15 protein-coding genes and 1 tRNA gene are annotated in these 16,424 nt (G+C 44.9%); 2 read left to right on the top strand and 14 right to left on the bottom strand.

The features are described 5' to 3' along the window. Positions 1–89 precede the first annotated feature (89 nt). The 9 genes from HYN51_RS02825 to prfB all read right to left on the bottom strand — a co-directional run bounded on the left by HYN51_RS02825 (position 90) and on the right by prfB (position 7,749). Positions 90–1,010, bottom strand: a complete 921-nt coding sequence (locus HYN51_RS02825) for a hypothetical protein (protein ID WP_108901453.1) — start codon at positions 1,008–1,010, stop codon at positions 90–92. Between the two features lie 80 nt (positions 1,011–1,090). Continuing rightward, entirely contained in the window at positions 1,091–1,537 is a 447-nt protein-coding gene (locus tag HYN51_RS02820) for a hypothetical protein (RefSeq protein ID WP_230514008.1), read from the bottom strand. Between the two features lie 160 nt (positions 1,538–1,697). Next, a tRNA-Gly gene (locus tag HYN51_RS02815) sits at positions 1,698–1,771 on the bottom strand. Between the two features lie 517 nt (positions 1,772–2,288). Continuing rightward, complete coding sequence (gene dps / locus HYN51_RS02810) at positions 2,289–2,792, bottom strand: DNA starvation/stationary phase protection protein Dps (protein WP_108901452.1); 504 nt, start codon at positions 2,790–2,792, stop codon at positions 2,289–2,291. A 378-nt stretch (positions 2,793–3,170) separates the two neighbouring features. Continuing rightward, positions 3,171–3,827 (bottom strand): DUF799 domain-containing protein, encoded by a 657-nt coding sequence (locus tag HYN51_RS02805; protein WP_108901451.1) that lies wholly within the window; start codon positions 3,825–3,827, stop codon positions 3,171–3,173. Next, positions 3,824–4,180, bottom strand: coding sequence for a DUF4810 domain-containing protein (locus tag HYN51_RS02800; protein WP_108901450.1), 357 nt, complete (start codon positions 4,178–4,180; stop codon positions 3,824–3,826). Before HYN51_RS02800 ends, HYN51_RS02805 begins: the two co-directional genes overlap by 4 nt. An 18-nt stretch (positions 4,181–4,198) precedes the next feature. Beyond that, a complete protein-coding gene (locus HYN51_RS02795; RefSeq protein ID WP_108901449.1) occupies positions 4,199–4,870 on the bottom strand; it encodes a CsgG/HfaB family protein in 672 nt (223 codons plus the stop codon). A 239-nt stretch (positions 4,871–5,109) separates the two neighbouring features. Continuing rightward, positions 5,110–6,633 (bottom strand): lysine--tRNA ligase, encoded by a 1,524-nt coding sequence (gene lysS / locus HYN51_RS02790; RefSeq protein WP_108901448.1) that lies wholly within the window; start codon positions 6,631–6,633, stop codon positions 5,110–5,112. Between the two features lie 17 nt (positions 6,634–6,650). After that, positions 6,651–7,749 (bottom strand): peptide chain release factor 2 gene (gene prfB, locus HYN51_RS02785; protein ID WP_108901447.1). Its coding sequence is split into 2 segments (ribosomal slippage): positions 6,651–7,673 and positions 7,675–7,749, totalling 1,098 coding nucleotides; the frame shifts between segments, so codons are not numbered across the junction. A gap of 339 nt (positions 7,750–8,088) precedes the next feature. Here prfB and HYN51_RS02780 point away from each other — a divergent pair. Continuing rightward, positions 8,089–10,101 carry an LTA synthase family protein gene (locus tag HYN51_RS02780; protein WP_108901446.1) on the top strand — a complete coding sequence of 671 codons (2,013 nt, stop codon included), beginning with the start codon at positions 8,089–8,091 and terminating at the stop codon, positions 10,099–10,101. A gap of 229 nt (positions 10,102–10,330) precedes the next feature. Here HYN51_RS02780 and HYN51_RS02775 read toward each other — a convergent pair whose 3' ends face one another. The 4 genes from HYN51_RS02775 to xerD all read right to left on the bottom strand — a co-directional run bounded on the left by HYN51_RS02775 (position 10,331) and on the right by xerD (position 15,529). Then, positions 10,331–11,554, bottom strand: coding sequence for an OmpA family protein (locus tag HYN51_RS02775; RefSeq protein ID WP_108901445.1), 1,224 nt, complete (start codon positions 11,552–11,554; stop codon positions 10,331–10,333). Positions 11,555–12,030: 476 nt separating this feature from the next. After that, positions 12,031–13,761, bottom strand: a complete 1,731-nt coding sequence (gene recJ / locus HYN51_RS02770; protein WP_108901444.1) for a single-stranded-DNA-specific exonuclease RecJ — start codon at positions 13,759–13,761, stop codon at positions 12,031–12,033. Positions 13,762–13,855: 94 nt separating this feature from the next. Beyond that, complete coding sequence (gene dsbC, locus HYN51_RS02765) at positions 13,856–14,593, bottom strand: bifunctional protein-disulfide isomerase/oxidoreductase DsbC (RefSeq protein ID WP_108901443.1); 738 nt, start codon at positions 14,591–14,593, stop codon at positions 13,856–13,858. A gap of 36 nt (positions 14,594–14,629) precedes the next feature. Next, a complete protein-coding gene (gene xerD / locus HYN51_RS02760; protein ID WP_108901442.1) occupies positions 14,630–15,529 on the bottom strand; it encodes a site-specific tyrosine recombinase XerD in 900 nt (299 codons plus the stop codon). A 104-nt stretch (positions 15,530–15,633) separates the two neighbouring features. Between xerD and fldB the strand changes: the two genes are divergently transcribed. Next, the gene (gene fldB / locus HYN51_RS02755) at positions 15,634–16,152 is read left to right on the top strand and encodes a flavodoxin FldB (RefSeq protein WP_108901441.1); all 519 of its coding nucleotides are present in this window, start codon (positions 15,634–15,636) and stop codon (positions 16,150–16,152) included. Between the two features lie 26 nt (positions 16,153–16,178). Here the strand turns inward: fldB and HYN51_RS02750 are convergent, their stop codons facing one another. Further along, positions 16,179–16,409 (bottom strand): hypothetical protein, encoded by a 231-nt coding sequence (locus tag HYN51_RS02750; protein WP_108901440.1) that lies wholly within the window; start codon positions 16,407–16,409, stop codon positions 16,179–16,181. Positions 16,410–16,424 lie beyond the last annotated feature (15 nt).

Here is a 16,424-nt window from a genome sequence, read left to right as displayed (position 1 = left end):
CAATGGTGCACAAATATCCAAGGTGCCGTTGGCAATAACCCCCGCCCTGCGCCTTGAGTCATCAGAATAGATAAAGAGGAGAGTAAAAATTACAATTTGTTGATCAGATTATCCTGCAAATAAAGCCGATCCATTTGACTCAATTCAACCGGTTTGAAGCGATAGCTTTCGCTTCTAGTTTTAACCTCTAGCACTTTATTCTCTATGGTGAAAGTAGCGATGTCCGCAGTAGGGATAGTGATGGCCGCAAAACGTTTTCTTCGCATATTTCTGAAAGCCACATACTCAATAATAAGATGTGAATCAATGACGGTAAGTTCAGTAAATGTTCCGCTATCAAACCTAGCCGATACGATAAAGGAGAGTACCGCAGCAATAATCAAACCAATAAAGATCCAATAATATCCACCCGAATGCAAAAACAGTTCGGTAATCATCAGGGTAACCAGCAATAAGAATATAATCGCAATGATTGAGTAGCTATAAAACATCGTTCTTTTTTGATATGCCTGATTGATGATTTTTCTTGAGGGTTCAACAGGCTCTTCTTTTAGCCGCCCCTGTTTTGCGTCCAGAAGGGTTTGATATATTTGGTCTAAAGCGTAATCAAAATGATCGAACAGGTTCAGCGGTTTCTTTTTCTTACCTGACAAAGTAAGGGGGACGATACGAATTGAGTTCTCTTTTTTTTCTATGGTTTCAATCTCGCGCCATGACGCAGAAAATGGCTTACCGATTTCAAAGAAATTAAATTCAATTCCCTGATTGGTGATAATAAGGCCAGCATTTTGTTTGTTAAGTTTTCGATAACTTCGCCAAAAGACTAAAACAGGCAGGGATGACAGAATGATGCAGATTAACTCTGATAGCATCCCCAAAGGTGAAGATAATTCTTTCAGGCTAAACAACGCAAAAACGAGAATAGCCAAAAAGGGTGAAATTAATGCGATGCACAGTAACAGCACAATCCTAATTGAGCTTTTAAAGCTGGTTGAATAACTGAATTTCACGGCAACAACCCTTGGATTCAAGCGAATGATTAATCTGGGTAATTTTAACGTAACTGAATGATGGACACCATCAATAGAGACTACTTACTCCTCTCCACATTGCAGCGCGCTCTCAGATCGGCGTTATTAATAGCAATACAACTCCCCTGACCTTTTTTGGCATAGCAATACGCACGTTGATCCTTGTCGTTAATCCCTAGACAACTACTCTGCTTTAGTTCCGCATTGCATTGCGCTCTTAAATCAGCATTATTAATTGCTATGCAACTGCTAGTACTCTTTCTGGCGTTGCAATAGGCCCGCTGATCCTTGTCGTTAATGGCTAAACAACTGCCCTTTCCTTTTTCTGCATTGCATTGCGCCCTCAGGTCAGCGTTATTAATTGCTATGCAACTGCTATTACTCTGTTTAGCATAACAATAAGCCCGTTGGTCTTTATCATTGATGGATATACAACTGGCGGCCAGCGCCACGCCACTAAAACAGACGAGTAATAGCATCAATACATAGCGCATTTTTTCAATCATTATGGTTTGCCTCATTAAAGGTGTTAGCGCAAAGAAGGTTAAACACAGGTTATGTTAAACCCATTGTACTTTCACTAATAATCTGTAAATGATACAGGGGAAAACCAGATTCTCATTTTTATAATGAGTTAAGGATAAAAGTTATGGAAGAAAATCTAGATGGAGCGGGTGAAGAGAATCGAACTCTCGTATAGAGCTTGGGAAGCTCTCGTTCTACCATTGAACTACACCCGCAGGAGGAATAACTGCCGCACAATTATAAACCGCAAATCACGGTGGATAAAAGCAATATTTATCAACAGCACGAGTCTGTTGGAACGCATTGCCCTTTCGCCTGTTCGATGTTTACCGGATATGATTTCTGCCCGTCACCGCCAACCAACCGGGATGTCTGGCGAGGTTCAGGGGTGTTCGCACAATAGTTTATATATATGTCATATTATTTACCGTCCGAAATTTACATAAAATATAATTCTCTTTTCCTCAGTAAAAATCAGTTATATGAATAAGATATAAAAATAAGTTACATTAAACTATCGCTAATGACCTTATTAAAATAAATATTCCAGATACATCACTAATTCATTCAACTAACAATTCACTTTATTCCAAATAAATTTCAGAAAAAAATCACTTCCTCTCAGAAATAATGAAGCACTATATCCGTGATATTTTACACTCAGATATAGCAAAACCCCTTCTGATATTTCTACCAGAAGGGGTTCATTATTTATTTTATTACGATGCGTTATTACGCCAGATGGGCTTCAATAAACCACACGAACTTATCCAAATCGCGAGAAGCGGCAGTGAGCATATCCGCCACATCTTCATCTTCCGCTTCGGGAATCGCTTTACGCATTTCATTAGCCACAACCGCGTAACGGTCAGCCAGTTCGGTCAGATGGTCTTTTACCGTGTAAATATCGGTTGGATAAGGTTTCAGCGTCGTCGATACCGCTACGGCCTGTAAGGTACCCATTGCAATACCACCAAACTGCACCACTCGCTCAGCAAAGGTATCCTGATGGGTCAGCAACACATCGCGGAAGCCATCAATCATTTCATGGGCGCTGATAAAGTTAGCCCCCTTCATATTCCAGTGGGCTTGTTTAGTGATTAACGCCAAATCGGCCAGTTGAGCGACCATATGATTTAAGGTTTTAATTGAGGATAATTTTACACTTTCCTCGATATCAATGCGTGTGAAAGCTAATTTTGACTCTTTTGCTTTTAATGATTTAACTGTGCTCATTGTCCGTGTCCTCATTGTTTTTTAACATTGGAGTGCTTAATTAATTGTGTTCAGTATAGCACTCTGACAGGATATAGCAGATAGAATATGCCTATTATAGATATAGGTAACTGTCACAAAGAAAAATAAAAAACATTTTTCAACTAATTTTGATAATAATTATTATATACGAGAAATTCTCATTTAATAGCAGAATATAATGAAAATATTATTACTGTCTAAATAGTATTTATTTAATCAGATCTTTTATATTCTCAACATAAACCATGCATTATGTTCACCTTCATGCGCCGCCCCACCGTCGCCTGAGAACACAAAAAAACGGGCCACGCTGTATGAAATAACGTGGCCCGATTAAACTAAATACAACCGCTAAAATTACTCGGCTTCTTTACCATACTTTGGCGAACGAGGGCCATAGAGAATACCGCTAGGTCTACCGGCAGACAGTAATCGCATGCTGGTAACGCCTGCAACATCATAACTTTTGTCTGTCAGGGTATGGCTAATCTGGGTAATAGCCGCTTCGAGCAGCATGCCAAAAATACCGTTATTATTAGAGTTCCCTTCTGCCGTAGACGCGGTGGCAGAACCACTCCATAACTGTTGACCGGTTTTCAGATCCACCAGCTTGCCGCTCACCGTTACCCGAGATTCACTGGAAATCACTTTATAAGAAGCGCCGTAATCGGTGACTTCTAGGTAAAGTGCAGCGTCAGCTGAAAAAATCTCCCTTAGCTTGGTAGCGCTAACACCTTGGATATCATGTGCATTAGTCATACCATTTTGTTTGAAAACTTCTTCAACGACTGCGACAGGAAAAACATAGTATCCCGACTCAGCCAACGGCAAAGTCACCTGAGATAAAACACCATGGCTGGCGTTTACGTCCGGTGAAGAGTTTTGAGGCAGCAACACTAAAATGCTTTTCGGCTGACTTTGTCGGAAGGCAGAATAATCATAATCAACGGGTTTAGCACACCCTGCCAGCAGCAGCGTGGCGACTAACCCCGTCAGTGCGATTAAATGTCTCATTTCTTACCTCCCTTTAACTTCTTCTGCAGAAAATCCATAAAGGGTGCGGATTCAGGAAACAGCACCTTCTCTGCTTCAAACTCACTACCGGCAAGTTCAGGATGTCCGGTATTACTATAGAGCATACCTAAATGAGCATGCAGCCCAGGGGGAACCGGAAGATCTTTGGCTTTTGCCTGTTCAATTCCCGCTTTCAGAGCGGCTATTTGTTCTTCGGCCCCGGTTTCAAGTTTGTAATACTCATAAACCGTATCCTGATAATTATCCCAACTGTAAATGGGCTTGGGAGTATCCGCACAGCCGCCCAACACACCAGCAATCAGCAGCAACCCTGCTTTGTATCCTAATTTCATTATGACGATTCCATCAAATTATTGTGCTGGCTTCCAAGCACCATTTTCAATACCAGTAACCAGGTTATTAACCGCTTCACGAATCGCTAAATCCAGTACTTTGCCATTCAGCGTTGAGTCATAGCTGGCGGTACCGCCAAATCCAATGACTTCACGGTTAGAGAGTTCGTATTCACCTGCGCCCTGTGTCGAGTAAACGACTTCAGAAGTACGGACGTTAACAATGTTCAGGTTAACTTTAGCGTAAGCAATCTGAGTTTTGCCTCTACCCAAAATACCAAACAGTTGACGATCGCCGACTTCTTTACGACCAAATTCGGTTACATCACCGGTAACCACATAGTCAGCACCTTTTAGCTGCTGACTTTTCCCGGCCATTTTTGCTTCGCTTTTGATTTCTTCCATATTGGCGCGATCTAACACATTAAAGCGCCCGGTTTGTTGCAGATGCGTAATAAGAATCGTTTTTGACTGATTTCCTAGACGGTCAACACCATCAGAGAACACGCCATTCATATAGTTAGAGCGGTTATCAAACTTACCCACAGAGATCGGGCTGCGTGCGCCCTGATAATTGGTGTTATAAGAAGCAACTTTTGGGACTTCCACGCTACGAGAGGATTCTGTTGCACATCCGCCCAGTAACACCATGGCACTAACGCCCATCCCCAACGCTATTTTCTTTATCATGGTCTAAATGATCCTTTATTTATAAAAAGTAGGTGACGCTCTCTCCTATAACGCATCTGCGTTATGGTTACATTTTGACAATAAAAAAGAGGCACTGTTCACTTAGCTATCATAATTGATTCACATAAATAATAAATGCAAATTTTATAATAAATACAGGGAATTATTATTTATGTCTCGACAAACAAGTTAAAAAAAAGGGAGCGTTAGCTCCCTTTACTCTTTTCGTATGGCTTTGGTTATTTCACTGGGCGCATCGCCGGGAACAAGATAACGTCACGGATAGTGTGGCTGTTAGTTAACAGCATCACCATACGGTCGATACCAATACCTAAACCTGCCGTTGGCGGTAAGCCGTGTTCCAACGCGGTGACATAATCTTCATCGTAGAACATGGCTTCGTCATCACCCGCATCTTTCTGGCTGACCTGATCGGCAAAACGCTGTGCCTGATCTTCTGCATCATTCAGCTCGGAGAAACCGTTACCGATTTCACGACCGCCAATAAAGAACTCAAAGCGATCGGTAATAAACGGGTTATCATCATTACGGCGGGCTAATGGTGATACTTCAGCCGGATACTCGGTAATAAAGGTAGGTTGAATCAGGTGGCTTTCAGCAGTTTCTTCAAAGATTTCGCACTGAACGCGGCCCAGACCCCAGCTCTTCTCGACTTTAATGCCTAAAGACTCGGCAATGGCTTTCGCTTTATCCATATCATCCAGATCGGCAACGTTGGTCTCTGGGCGATAGTGGCAAATGGCTTGTTTCATGGTCATCTTGGTAAATGGTTTACCAAAATCAAAGGTCTGATCGCCATATTCCACCGTCGTGTTGCCCAGCACTTCCTGAGTCAGGGTGCGGAACAGATCTTCGGTCAGCATAATTAAGTCTTTATAATCGGCATAGGCCATATACAGCTCAATCATGGTGAATTCAGGGTTATGACGTGGAGAAACCCCTTCGTTACGGAAGTTACGGTTAATTTCGAACACCCGCTCAAAACCACCCACCACCAGACGCTTCAGGTACAGTTCCGGCGCAATACGCAGATACATGTCGATATCTAACGCATTGTGATGGGTAATAAATGGACGCGCAGAAGCACCACCAGGGATTACCTGCATCATTGGCGTTTCCACTTCCATAAAGTCGCGTTTCACCATGAAATTACGGATAGCCGCCATAATTTTAGAACGAATCACAAAAGTGCGACGCGAATCATCATTGGTGATCAGATCTAAATAACGCTGACGATAACGCGTTTCCTGATCCGCCAGACCGTGGAATTTATCCGGTAACGGACGTAACGCTTTAGTCAGAAGGCGAACTTCATGGCAGTGAACCGACAGTTCACCGGTTTTCGTTTTAAACAGCTTACCGCGGGCAGAGATAATATCTCCCAGATCCCACTTTTTAAACTGCTCGTTATATATACCTTCCGGCAGATCGTCACGAGAAACATATATCTGAATGCGGCCACCCACATCCTGCAATGTTGCGAACGAAGCTTTACCCATAATGCGGCGAGTCATCATACGACCAGCAATGGCGACTTCCAGACCTAATGCTTCCAGCTCTTCGTTTTCTTTCTCATCATATTCAGCATGCAGCTTGTCAGATGTAACATCTCGACGAAAATCGTTCGGGAACGGATTCCCCTGCTCGCGCAGTGCCACTAACTTCTCACGGCGAGCCTGTAGCTCGTTATTTAATTCCGCAATGGATTGCGCTGCATCATGCTCTTGAGGTTGCTCAGACATTTCTGTTCTATCCTTTTTTATAGCCCAGCTTTTAAGCTTGCTTCAATAAATCTGTCCAGGTCGCCATCTAATACGGCCTGAGTATTCCGGGTTTCAACACCGGTACGTAAATCTTTGATGCGTGAATCATCCAGCACATAAGAACGGATCTGGCTACCCCATCCGATATCCGATTTGTTCTCTTCCATTACCTGCTTATCCGCATTTTTCTTTTGCATCTCATACTCATACAACTTCGCCTTCAGCTGTCGCATGGCCTGATCTTTATTCTTATGCTGAGAGCGGTCATTCTGGCACTGCACCACAATGTTAGTCGGCATATGGGTAATACGTACCGCAGATTCTGTTTTGTTAACGTGCTGACCACCGGCACCGGAAGCGCGGTATACGTCAATACGCAAGTCGGCCGGATTGATTTCAATATCAATGTCATCGTCAACTTCCGGATAGACGAACGCAGAGCTGAATGAGGTATGGCGACGACCGCCTGAGTCAAACGGACTCTTACGCACTAAACGATGAACGCCCGTTTCGGTACGCAGCCAACCATAGGCATAATCACCCATCACTTTGATGGTGGCTGACTTGGTGCCTGCGACATCGCCATCAGACTCTTCAATCATCTCGGTTTTGAAGCCTCTGGCTTCAGCCCAGCGCAGATACATCCGTACCAACATGCTGGCCCAGTCCTGCGCTTCAGTACCGCCAGAACCCGCCTGAATATCAAGATAACAGTCGGCACTGTCATACTCACCAGAGAACATACGGCGGAACTCTAACTGGGCTAATTTCTCTTCCAGCAGGTTAACTTCTTCAACCGTCTCATTAAAGGTGTCTTCGTCGTTCTCTTCCACCGCCAATTCCAGCAGCCCGGAAACGTCTTCAACACCCTGCTCAATCTGATCGATAGTCTCTACGATAGCTTCAAGGGAAGAACGTTCTTTACCTAGTGCCTGCGCGCGCTCTGGCTCATTCCAGACATCAGGTTGTTCAAGCTCTGCATTGACCTCTTCCAGACGTTCCTTCTTGGCATCATAGTCAAAGATACCCCCGAAGAACCGCTGTCCGCTCGGACAGGTCCTGGATCTGGTTTTTTACCGGATTAATTTCAAACATGATTTGTACTTACCATTACGTCATATACGTTGACAGGATTTTTATCATAAACGCGTAATTCTATCGGATCTGCGCTGCGGAATATAGCCGAAACCGGGGCTTTTTATGCATCTTGCTCGGGAATCCTGTGCCAAAAACCAATAAAATGAAAGATCCCACACCACGATGCCTAACTCTCCATCATACAATTGAAATCTAACTCGCTTCATTCACGCCAAACAAATTCATGTTCAGTAACCAATTATTATCATTCTCTATTCAAATTAATCTGATAAATCTCGTACACTATCGGGCTAAAAAATATGTTTATTTCAGTTTACTTACCAGAAAGAAGGCATTATGTGGTTTTGCAGATTTCGACAAGCTTTTGTCGCGCTTTTATTGCCCTGGCTATTGGCCGTATTCACTCAAACCGCTGGCAGAACCTATCTGCTATCGGCTTACGGTTCAAACGAAATTCTGACGGGTTTTGATGCTGATGTAACACGGATGTTTTGGCTTGGCGGTCTGTTTGATATTCGGATCGCCAGTCTACTGTTTGTCCCCTGTCTGTTGATGGCTGCCCTATTGGCCGTTAGCCAACGCAGTTTTCATTTCTGGCAACGTTTCTGGCCTTGGCTGGCAGCGTTATTAAGCACGCTGGTGCTGACATTCACCGTCGGTAATATTTTTTACTATGCCACCTACGATCGGGCGATTGATGTTTTTGTCTTCGGGCTGATTGAAGACGATACCGTGGCGGTCTTGACCACCATGTGGCAAGACTATCCGGTTATTCGTGGCCTGTTGGGTTTGGGGCTATTTGCTTTACTTGTGTTCTGGCTTTACCGCCGCTGGCAGCGTCGACTAAGCGCTAAACCAGAACGCCGCCTTAGCCTACCGATTGGCGTATTGTCTACCCTACTGATTCTGGCTATTGGTTTTGTTGGCATGCGCGGTTCTATTGGTACCTTCCCTCTTCGCCAGTCGGACGCGCAAGTTTCTGACCTCAAAATGTTAAATATGCTGACGCCTAACGGGCTGATGGCCCTCAACTGGGCATTTAAAGCCCATAGCGAAAATAGCCATTTTGCCGAAGCCACTGACCAGCAGGGTCAACAACTGTTGAGCCTTTTTCTGGATAAGCCAACACCAGCCGGGCTGGCACCGTTTATGGCAAAAACTGACCTTAATCCTATGGCGAAGCAAACCCCGCCCAACGTGGTTTTTGCCGTGATGGAAAGCATGGGTTATTACCTTGAAGGCTACGATCGCCCGGATCGCGATCTGTTCGGTGCTTTAAGACAGCACTGGAGCAGCGACTGGCGTTTTGAACGTTTTATCTCGGAAGGTGATGGCACCATCGATAGCCTAAGCCGCTTTTTTGTTCGCAGCCCAATGAGCGGTATTACCCAATCCAGCGCCCAGTATCTCGACTTTACCAGCAATATGTTTAAACCTTGGTTGGCCAATGGTTATAAAGTGATTTTTGTCACTTCCGGCAATGGCTCCTGGCGTAACCTTAACCAGTTTCTCTCTCATCTTGGCGTTAGTGAATTTATCGAGCAAAACGGTCTGAAAAAACGCTATCCCGAGGCGCATTTAGGAACCTGGGGCGTGCCGGATGAGTTTATGTTCCGCTATATTGAAGAGCGTCTAGCAGAGGCGGATAAGCAAGGTGAGCACGTACTGATTATGTCCATGTCCACCACCCATCATCCCCCTTATAAAACGCCGAATAACTATCAGAAGACCCAGCTTGTACTCAGCAGTGAAGAAAAACAGCGCATGAGCAATCTGGCAACGGGCACCGCGCTTGACGAAGTCATGCAAACCCTGCGTTATGCTAACGATCAGTTGGGGCAGTTTATCAGTTGGGTAAAATCGCAGCCGTTGGGATCCCGTACCATTATTGCCGCGACGGGCGACCATAATATTCGCGGGATTGGCTATCCAGATCCCCATGAACGGGTGCTGGGGCATGGAGTACCCTTCTATCTGTATGTTCCTCCATCCTACCGTCAACAGAGCCATTTTGATGCTACACGCGTTGGTAGCCACAAGGACATCTGGCCAACCCTATATCAACTAAGCCTGTCCGATACACCTTACTATAAAACTGGCTGTAACCTGCTGGCAGAGCATCTGGATGATATCTGGTGCCAAGGCTATAACCCAGAAGCGGTTATTACGCCACAGGGCGCCTATCTAACGGATAACGGAGAATATCGCCCCTGGGTTTCAAATAAAGGCCTGCTGCTGGGAGAGCCTCAACGCATGACACCGGAACAACAAAAGCAATTTAACCGCTGGAGTGGGTTTACGGATTTGTTGTTATGGCAGTTGAACAGACAGGTACATGGGCAACAATAGCTATATCGCTATATTGTTGTGACTCTATGTTGTTGTGACTGATGAATACTCAGACTGAAATGCTATGGGATATTGCAGCCAAACCGCCAGATAATGTGCTATCAGAGTTCAGTTAAGAGAGATCGAAACGTTATGGAAGGTACTAACAGAATTATCGCGGCGGGCTAATTAATGGTACCAGTTAAAACTCTCTCTCAACCTGTAACACAGGTTGAGAGAGATTAACAAATTACTTCTCGATAACTAAAATGTCGATACGACGGTTTTTAGCACGATTTTCATCAGTATCGTTTGGTGCTACTGGATGTTCTGAACCATAACCTTTAGCTTCCAGGCGGCTAGCATCAGCACCCAGTTGAATCATCTGAGCACGTACAGAGTCTGCACGGTCCTGAGATAACTTCAGGTTAATCTCTTCAGTACCGGTGTTATCGGTATAACCACCCAGCTTCAATTTCACATTCGGATAAGCTTTCAGAATAGCAACGATGTTATTCAGCTGTTCATCAGACTGTGGCTCCAGTTGAGCACTGTTAGTTTTAAACAGTAAACGGTCGAAAGAGAACCAAGTCGTGCTGTCTACCGGTAAAGTGCTTTCAATAAACTCAATCAGTTTATTTTCAACACCATACTGTGGAATATTCAGCTCTTTACCATCTGGTAATAACTTACGGAAGAAATCACCCAGATTGCCCCAAAGGCTTCCAGTTGTTACCTGAGTGGTAGCCGCTGGTGGTGTAATTTCTACAGGTGTGCTCTCTTTCGTGGTACTACAGCTACGTAAGAAATAAGCAGCAGCCAGAATCAACAGTAACAGCAGAAGCAGCCACCATTTGCCGCAACCTTTTTTCTTTTCAGCTAATTTTGGCGTTGGTCTGATTGGTGCATCCGGATTCAGCAGTGGTTTAGCTGGAGCAGCAACCTTAACGGTATTCTGCTTAATCACTTCATCACTGGAGAATGACTGGAATTGAACCGGCAGCTCAGACGAAATCAGATGAGCCTGTGAAGATAACCATCCTTTAAGTGAAATAGACTGAGTTGCACGATTATTAACATAATCTCTCAGCGTATTCATCACCATACCACTGGCTACGGTTAACAGCATCTTGGCTGAACTACCGTTCAGATTAAATACTGAAGCCACTTTATCGGTAATTTCTGGCATTCTGTTAGTGATCATCGACATCAGTGAAGATAACTTATCACTCTGATGATGATTACCATCAATAAGACTATTTATATTAAACTCAGGAATTTCATCTAATTCAGCAATAAACTCGTGAGAGCTATTTGAATGTTTCAGATAATTCCGCACCTGCTCTAAAACAACAGGAAAAACGCTTGGTAATGCCAGTCCTAGACCGCTCTCTTTCTCTCCCAAAGAGTGAGATAATTTTTCAATCAGCTGCGGTGTTACATTGGCAGTCAGTAGCTTAATTATATTGTCCATTGTTATTCATCTATCCTTGGATAAATAGTATTTATAACAAACTATTACAGTTCACTATAAATATAGAAGTTAGTTTAATAATGAGTTTAATCATTTCATTGCCGATTTAATTATTGAAGGACATAATTAACGAAAGGGAGCTTAAGAGAAAGAAACCGGAATCGTCAATCTATTTAGGTTCAGCGAGGCGTATTATCCAGTAATAGAATGCTTACAAAACTAGTGCCGAATAATAAAAAGTAACACCACCCCTTAATTAGTCCAATTCAACCTAATGATTTTATTGCAAATAAAAAACAAGAGCCTTTTTTTTTAGTGTGTAATCGTTTCATAAAAAAAAATAACATCACGTTATCTTTTTTATTCGGGTAAATGCTTTTCTGGGTGAAACTAGTGTCTCACTTGTATTGATTATCACAAGTGTGGTTATTGAGCATTGCCTAAGTCAAACAGGCATTGTCTTTATTCTACGTATTTTAATTAGCCCATAAGTGCTGGATCATTAATTGAATATTACGGTTACCGCGATATTCATTAATATCCAGTTTATAAGCAATAGTGGCTTGTTTAATACTGGCATCCGGCCACTGGGTAGTATCAATATTAAATGCGATACCGTCTAATAGTACGCCACCCCCCACGGGCTCAACGGTCACTTTTAAATGGCGCTCGCCAACCAAACGTTGCTGTAAGATTTTAAATTGTCCGTCAAATACCGGCTCTGGGAATGATTGCCCCCAGGGACCGCCATCTCGTAACAGTTCAGCCGTATCTAACGTCAGTAAGGCATTTTCCAGTTCACCATCCGTCCAGATAACCCCTTCTAGCGCAGATGGATCCAGCCATTCGCCAATCAAATCGGCAAAACGCTGCTGAAACTCGCTGAAGCGAGACTCTTCAAGCGATAGCCCTGCCGCCATGGCATGACCACCAAATCGCAATATTAATCCAGGATTAAGGGTATCTAATCGTTCAAGCGCATCACGCAGATGCAGTCCGGCGATTGAGCGTCCAGACCCCTTTAGAATACCGTCACCTGCTGGTGCAAACGCAATCACCGGGCGATAAAAGCGCTCTTTAATTCTCGATGCCAGAATGCCGACCACCCCCTGATGCCATTCAGGATGATACATTGCCACGCCATAGGGTAGTTCTGCTTCGTTTTGTTCAAGCTGTTGACACAGAGCCAACGCCTCAACCTGCATTCCCTGTTCAATCTCGCGACGCGTATGGTTTAGTACGTCCAGATCGCTTGCCATGCCTCGAGCTTCGGCCATCTCGTTACTCAGCAGTAACTCAACGCCGATAGACATATTATCCAGTCGCCCAGCGGCATTCAGTCGCGGCCCCAACGAGAAGCCCATATCATTCGCCGTCAACTGCCGTGCATCTCGCTTAGAGACCTCCAGCAACGCCCGAATTCCTGGTCGGCACTGTCCGGCGCGAATACGATTGAGCCCCTGATGTACCAGAATTCGGTTATTAGCATCCAGCGGTACCACATCTGCAACAGTACCTAACGCCACTAAATCCAACAACTCTGCCAGATTGGGTTCCGTTATTTCCTGTAGTTCAAACCATTTGTCTTCACGTAAACGCGCCCGCAAAGCCAGCATCAAATAGAAGGCAACACCCACTCCCGCCAGAGATTTAGAGGGAAACTCACAATTATCTAAATTCGGATTAATAATGGCTTCTGCGGCGGGCAAGGTTTCTCCCGGCAAGTGGTGATCGGTAACCAACACCTGAATACCTTTGGCATGAGCACGATCGACCCCGGCATGGGAAGAGATACCGTTATCCACAGTGACAATCAGTTCTGCCCCCAGCTCAGCGGCCTGTTCAACCACTTCAGGACTTAGGCCATAACCATCTTCAAACCGGTTAGGCACCAGATATTTCACCCGAGGAAAACCCATACTGCTCAGCGCTAACATGCTTAACGCCGTACTGGTTGCGCCATCCGCATCAAAATCACCCACAATAACAATCTGACGTTTCTCTTTCAGCGCGGCGACAAGTAAGTTTACGCCTTGCTGAATACCGTCCAATTGTTGATAGCTGAGTAAACTTCTGGCACCTTTATCCAACTGGCTGGCATCTGTTACCCCACGGGAAGCATATAAATGACGCAATAGCGGTGGAATTGTCGATGGCAGCATGCTGCTGTCAACCTGAGGACGACGACGTAATTGTGTTTTATTCATAGCTGAAGCGTAATTAAACCTGATGTTTACAGCGGAACGCAAAGCGAATTACCCACAGCAGTCAACCACCTGCTGTGGGCAACGAACGGAAGAATTAGTTAACTTTTACACCGTTTTTATGGGCAACATAGGCATCCAGCGTCGCTTTCAGCTCGCTAGGTGCGCTATAGCCAGAAAGTACGGTTGCGCCATCTACCACGATAGCCGGCGTTCCCTGAATACCGAACAGAGAACCCAGTTCATAATGACGCTTAATGTTGATATCGCACTTGGCAGGTTTTACCGCTTTACCAGCCATAGCATCATCAAATGCAGTCATACGATCGGACGCACACCAAATGGAAGCCATTTTCTTCTCTGCATCGGATTCAACGCCCTGACGTGGATAAGCCAGATAACGAATGGTAATTCCTAATTCATTATAACCGGCCATTTCTTTATGTAACTTGGTGCAGTAACCACAGGTGATATCGGTAAATACGGTAACCACGTATTTTTCCTGCGGTGCTTTATAAATGATCATCTCATTTTTCAGGGCTTCCATACGCTTAGACAGAATTGGCCCTAACTGATCGGAAGTGACATTAACCGGCGCCGGCCCACTGATGTCATATAAAGGTCCTTGCAGAACATGTTTACCATCGCTGGAAACATAAAGAACGCCCCCCTCAGTCAGAACGGTCTGCACCCCAGCAATAGGGGATGGCAGAATCTCTATCTGAGTAGCGCCAAGCTTCTGTTGCAGAGCTTGCTTAATCGCCGCATCATCCGCTTTAGCAACAGAAGTGAATGCTGTCAGCGCCAGCGTTAATAGCAATAAACCTTTTTTCATCATTTTTCCTTTGGAGTATCAGTCCAGCCCATCTGGTCAGGCCCGGGGATGGTGCTGTTGGTGTAACTGTTTCAACCGCTCGGTTGCTACATGAGTATAAATCTGGGTAGTCGACAGATCGCTGTGGCCTAATAACATCTGTACGACACGCAAATCTGCACCATGGTTCAATAAATGTGTCGCAAATGCATGGCGCAATACATGGGGCGAAAGCGCCTCACTGTCGATGCCGGCCAGCACCGCATAATATTTAATCCGGTACCAGAATGTCTGGCGGGTCATTTTCTGCCCGCGTTTACTGGGGAACAGGATATCCAGTGTACCGCCATTGATCAACCATGGTCGACTATACTGAATATATTGTTCAAGCCAGTAAACCGCCTCTTCCCCCAAGGGAACCAGACGTTCTTTATCACCTTTACCAATGGCCCGCACCACCCCCTGACGCAGGCTGACATCACTGATAGTCAGCCCTACCAGTTCAGATACCCGCAGCCCGGTGGCATACAATACTTCCAGCATGGCTTTATCGCGCAGTTCAATGGGTTCTTCAATGCAAGGCGTTTGCAGCAGAGATTCTACCTGAGATTCGGTTAAATCTTTAGGCAATCGCTGTGGTAGTTTAGGCGAAGAAAGCAAAGCAGAGGGGTCGTCGCTGCGGATTTTCTCACGATACAGATACTGAAACAGCCGCCGCATGGCACTCAACATACGCGCAGAACTGGTCGCCTTGTATCCACCGTCTACCCTATCTGCCAGAAACGATTGCAGATCCAACGCCTGCGTATTTTCCAGCGTCAGGTCGTGGGCCAGTAGCCATTCGCTCAATGTCCGCAAATCCAGACGATAAGATGCCAGCGTATTCTCTGCCAGATTGCGTTCCAGCCAGAGCGCATCCAGAAATTGTTCAATCAGAATTGTGTTATCCTGCGCCACCTTTCCTCCTTCGCTCACACTGCCTTTTGCTTAATTATGTCTGATAATACCCTATCTGGTATACTTCCCCCTAAACTTCTACCCGTAATAAAGCGACATACACCATGAAGATCGGCCTGTTTTATGGTTCAAGTACCTGTTATACCGAAATGGCGGCAGAAAAAATCCGTGACATTCTCGGTGAAGATTTAGTGGTTCTACATAACGTTAAAGACGATCCGGTTACCCTGATGGAACAGTACCCGATACTGATTATGGGCATTCCCACCTGGGACTTTGGCGAACTGCAAGAAGACTGGGATAAAGCCTGGGGAGCGCTAGAGCGCGTTAACCTGCACGGTAAAATCGTGGCGCTTTACGGCATGGGCGATCAAGACGGTTACAGTGAATGGTTTCTGGATGCACTGGGCATGTTGCACGACCATCTTAAACCCATGGGAGTTAAGTTTATCGGCTACTGGTCAACCGAGGGCTATAACTTTACCAGCCAACGGGCCGTCACGCCGGATGGCAGTCAGTTTGTAGGACTAGCGTTGGATGACGTGGTTCAGTATGACGCCAGCGATGAACGCATTGAAAACTGGTGCGAGCAGATTTTAGGTGAGATGCAGGCCCTGCTATAACGAGTGCTGAATGCCTTTTCCTATGGTTAAACAACCCCTAATCGTTGTTCAAGCAAAGTATTATCTACTTTTAAATAGAGAAAGCTGATCAGGTTGTGTTCGTTCTGTTTATAGGATTGCCTAAGCTGTTGAACAAGTTCTTCAGCACCTTCGGGTGAATCAGTCACTGCCAGCAGCTTTAGGCCAAAATCAGCTCGATGCCGGTAACTTACTCGTTCAATTACAACAAATTGTTGCAGCATGTGTTGTTTAACCATTTGATTAACCTTGTA

This window comes from Limnobaculum parvum (assembly GCF_003096015.2).
Taxonomy (GTDB): Bacteria; Pseudomonadota; Gammaproteobacteria; order Enterobacterales; family Enterobacteriaceae; genus Limnobaculum; species Limnobaculum parvum.
Note: the sequence above shows the minus strand (reverse complement) of the source record. Positions and strands in the feature narration are given on the sequence as shown.

Excerpts from the sequence above, each read along its gene's own strand:
- HYN51_RS02820 (WP_230514008.1), bottom strand. The coding sequence starts at position 1,537 with ATGATTGAAAAAATGCGCTATGTATTGATGCTATTACTCGTCTGTTTT.
- dps (WP_108901452.1), bottom strand. The coding sequence starts at position 2,792 with ATGAGCACAGTTAAATCATTAAAAGCAAAAGAGTCAAAATTAGCTTTC.
- HYN51_RS02805 (WP_108901451.1), bottom strand. The coding sequence starts at position 3,827 with ATGAGACATTTAATCGCACTGACGGGGTTAGTCGCCACGCTGCTGCTG.
- HYN51_RS02800 (WP_108901450.1), bottom strand. The coding sequence starts at position 4,180 with ATGAAATTAGGATACAAAGCAGGGTTGCTGCTGATTGCTGGTGTGTTG.
- HYN51_RS02795 (WP_108901449.1), bottom strand. The coding sequence starts at position 4,870 with ATGATAAAGAAAATAGCGTTGGGGATGGGCGTTAGTGCCATGGTGTTA.
- lysS (WP_108901448.1), bottom strand. The coding sequence starts at position 6,633 with ATGTCTGAGCAACCTCAAGAGCATGATGCAGCGCAATCCATTGCGGAA.
- HYN51_RS02780 (WP_108901446.1), top strand. The coding sequence starts at position 8,089 with ATGTGGTTTTGCAGATTTCGACAAGCTTTTGTCGCGCTTTTATTGCCC.
- HYN51_RS02775 (WP_108901445.1), bottom strand. The coding sequence starts at position 11,554 with ATGGACAATATAATTAAGCTACTGACTGCCAATGTAACACCGCAGCTG.
- recJ (WP_108901444.1), bottom strand. The coding sequence starts at position 13,761 with ATGAATAAAACACAATTACGTCGTCGTCCTCAGGTTGACAGCAGCATG.
- dsbC (WP_108901443.1), bottom strand. The coding sequence starts at position 14,593 with ATGAAAAAAGGTTTATTGCTATTAACGCTGGCGCTGACAGCATTCACT.
- fldB (WP_108901441.1), top strand. The coding sequence starts at position 15,634 with ATGAAGATCGGCCTGTTTTATGGTTCAAGTACCTGTTATACCGAAATG.
- HYN51_RS02750 (WP_108901440.1), bottom strand. The coding sequence starts at position 16,409 with ATGGTTAAACAACACATGCTGCAACAATTTGTTGTAATTGAACGAGTA.